This window comes from Pseudoalteromonas sp. NBT06-2 (assembly GCF_002276045.1).
GTDB lineage: Bacteria > Pseudomonadota > Gammaproteobacteria > Enterobacterales > Alteromonadaceae > Pseudoalteromonas.
This window is the reverse complement of the sequence record NZ_NQMR01000130.1, coordinates 1-2,929: the sequence shown is the minus strand read 5'-3', so window position 1 is coordinate 2,929 and position 2,929 is coordinate 1. Positions and strand designations below refer to the sequence as shown.

Annotated in this window: 3 protein-coding genes; all 3 read right to left on the bottom strand. The window is 32.8% G+C overall.

Annotation, left to right across the window (positions count from 1 at the left end; translation table 11 throughout):
- Nucleotides 1-148: 148 nt before the first annotated feature.
- Nucleotides 149-1,087, bottom strand: a complete 939-nt coding sequence (locus tag CJF42_RS20045; protein ID WP_095368378.1) for a histidine kinase — start codon at nt 1,085-1,087, stop codon at nt 149-151.
- A complete protein-coding gene (locus CJF42_RS20040; protein WP_095368377.1) occupies nt 1,080-2,207 on the bottom strand; it encodes a sensor histidine kinase in 1,128 nt (375 codons plus the stop codon). The genes CJF42_RS20045 and CJF42_RS20040 overlap by 8 nt, the downstream gene beginning before the upstream one ends.
- A gap of 114 nt (nt 2,208-2,321) precedes the next feature.
- Nucleotides 2,322-2,471 carry a hypothetical protein gene (locus CJF42_RS27685; protein WP_170940682.1) on the bottom strand — a complete coding sequence of 50 codons (150 nt, stop codon included), beginning with the start codon at nt 2,469-2,471 and terminating at the stop codon, nt 2,322-2,324.
- Between the last annotated feature and the right edge of the window lie 458 nt (nt 2,472-2,929).

Below are 2,929 nucleotides of genomic sequence, written 5' to 3'. Positions count from 1 at the left end.
CTTTTAGCCGAATCCTTCGGACAGTGTTTGTTTGGCATTTTTACTGTGTTATCGCCTTTTTATGTGGAACAACCACATGACAAAGCCTCTGGCCTGTATGAATTCCGAACAATTCGCTGCAAAAGTAACCTCGAAAGAGCAACAGCTCCTATAATTTTGCAGATAAAATTAGTTGCTGATTAATGTATGTTAATTCAGCGTCTTGTCTAAAAAACATCTCGTATTGCTTGAGTATTTTTCTGCGGATCAGCCTAGGTGATGTTAAAACATCTGAAATTATTAAATACCACTTACCTTGCTCTATTTGAAAAGAAATAAATAAAGGCGATGCAATTTTTTGATTTAATAAAGTCAGTAAATGATAAATGCAAAGTGGTGGTACTGTTATATTTTGCTCTAAAATATGAGGTAAATCTATAATATTAATTTCTCCAGAATTAGCTAAGCACTGCATATGTTTAACCGCTTGTAGTTCTTCACCAATCAGCACATTATCAAGTTTACTTGCCTTAAGTTTATAACGTAGCAGTTCAGCTAAGTCTGTAATGGCATTTGATGCTAGCTCTTCATCTTGTTCTATTAATTCTTCAATATTATCTAGGCTTTGATAAAGGAATTCAGGTTGTATTTGTTGCGCTAAAATCTTTAAATTTAATTTTTGATTATCTTTCTCAAGTTTACTTTTTTCTCTTGCAGACAAAGCCATTTGATAACCTATACACCAAATGAAATGCATATTGACACTAATGGCGATAAGGACAGAGTAAAACTTATCTCTATTACTTACATCTAACGCCCAAAGCATAGTGAGCAAATACAGTGGCGCAAGTAATACTAAGTTAGTTAATACAATGGAAAATAAAATGTTAAACAATTTTTTAATGTTAGAAGCGTTTTTATTTTTTACTATTTTCTTTCGTGCAACAAAATGTAGTGCCATTAAATTCATGATGACAAAAATCAGCCAATCATGTGTATACGCAAGTATTTTTTCTGCTTCAACTACACTCAGCGCAATTAAAGGTAAGGTGGTTAGTAGAATGAATATGAGTAACTGGGCTAGCCAGTAATCGGTAAGTCTACGCATGTTTATTTTTATCAAAGTTATATGGAAGTACTAAGCTAACATGATAATTATTATCAGTTGTTAAGCCAAACTTAAGTTTATAGTTTTTATCAAAAATTAAATCTAACCTTTTTTGTAAATTGGTTAGGCCTGTTTTAGTACCATCAGCAGTAAAGCCAGGTTTAATTGGGTTGATTACCTCTAAAGTGAGCTTACCGCGATAAATTCTGGCACGAATAGTAATACAACCACCATTAATTATCGGAGCGATACCATGTTTAATCGCATTTTCTATGAAAGTAAATAAACTCATCGTAGGAATTTTTGCGTTTAGCGCTTTTTGATCAACTAACCACTGCAATTCTAATCTTTCTTCAAATCGTACTTTTTCTAACTTCAAGTAGTGTTTACATAGTTCTATTTCTTGTTGTAATTCCAGTTGGTGTTGTTTGTTTTCAAAATGATGATGAAACAAAGCTCTAAACTGTTGTAGTAGTTTTTTTGCTTCAGTTTTATCCTCAAACAACATGCCTCTAATGCTATTTAAGGCATTAAACAAAAAGTGAGGGTTTAGCTGGTAGGTCAGAATATCTAACTGTTGTTTTTTTAACTCTTTGAATAATCTTTTTTTATGTGAATAGGCAACAAATTGTAAAAATGACAATGACCACAAACAGTAAAATAAGCTATGTACAAAGGCTTCAGCTAAAAATATGCCGATGCCTGTTTTTTTCTCGTAACCAGAGTCCGGCGTAGGAGATTGAAAACCAATATGAACAGAGTTGTTTTTATCATCATCCATGGTTTTTTCGGTTTTTATTTGCAATAAAAACGTACCAGGAACTGAGATAGTGTGGGTATAAGTTGCGCTGGCAAAGCCTGTAATAAAAGAGCAGAAAATAGCACTGAGATAAATAGTTTTTGTACTGCGTTTTTTATATTGAATATATTTTAGTGGTGTATAAACAAATATTAAGGGTAATAAAACCAGTAGTGAACAATTATGTAAAAAAGCGTTAAGCGTACTTTGTTCAAATACAAAAGGGTAAAGTTTAAAATCTATATATATGCAAGCCAGTAATATGATTTGTACGCTTTGAAAGATGATTAAGCTTTTGTACTGGCGAAATATGTTGAGCACAATGTATTCCGATTTTTAATTTTTTCTCGAAGCGTGACTTTAAATGTTTTTATGAAAAATGGCAATTTAATAGAGTTTTAAATGCGCAGTTTCTATTTTGAAAATGTGTGATTTTTAAAGGATTTTGGAGATAGCTGCACTTATTTGGTATATATACCCAAGCCACTTCAAGATGTGAGGTTCAGGACTGCTGAGCAATTCATGATCTAGGCGCATCTTTGCATTAATGGTTACTCCCTTAAAAAAAGATGGAACAACGAGCATGATTTGCTCAGAAGTCCCTGTAAGGTTGGTTTATAAATACTTTATGCAGCGTTATTGATTTTGAAAAGGGAATAACCATGTTCTTCAATCAATGCCTTGCCTAAAGCATTTCTAATTCCAACTGAATCCTGCATCTTGAAGTGGTTTGGGTATATGAATAAGTGCAGCTTACAGAGATTAGATTATTTAATCTTCGTCAGTATCTTTATCTGCAACAACAAATGCAGCAGCGTTGTAGTTGTCAGTTATTTCAGGCGAAATGAAAATAGTATGGAACATATTTAATACTGGTTCGATAGTATATTCAAGGATCGGTGCAATTGAACCAGCTTTTGTGATTGTAAGTTGTGTATTATCTATATTTAAGCTGATATATTCATTGCCATTGCCATTGCCATTGCCATATTCTAAATTTTCAGAAACTAAGTCGTCATCAATATACCCAAGCTACTTGGAAA

Excerpts from the sequence above, each read along its gene's own strand:
- CJF42_RS20045 (WP_095368378.1), bottom strand. The coding sequence starts at position 1,087 with ATGCGTAGACTTACCGATTACTGGCTAGCCCAGTTACTCATATTCATT.
- CJF42_RS27685 (WP_170940682.1), bottom strand. The coding sequence starts at position 2,471 with ATGCTCGTTGTTCCATCTTTTTTTAAGGGAGTAACCATTAATGCAAAG.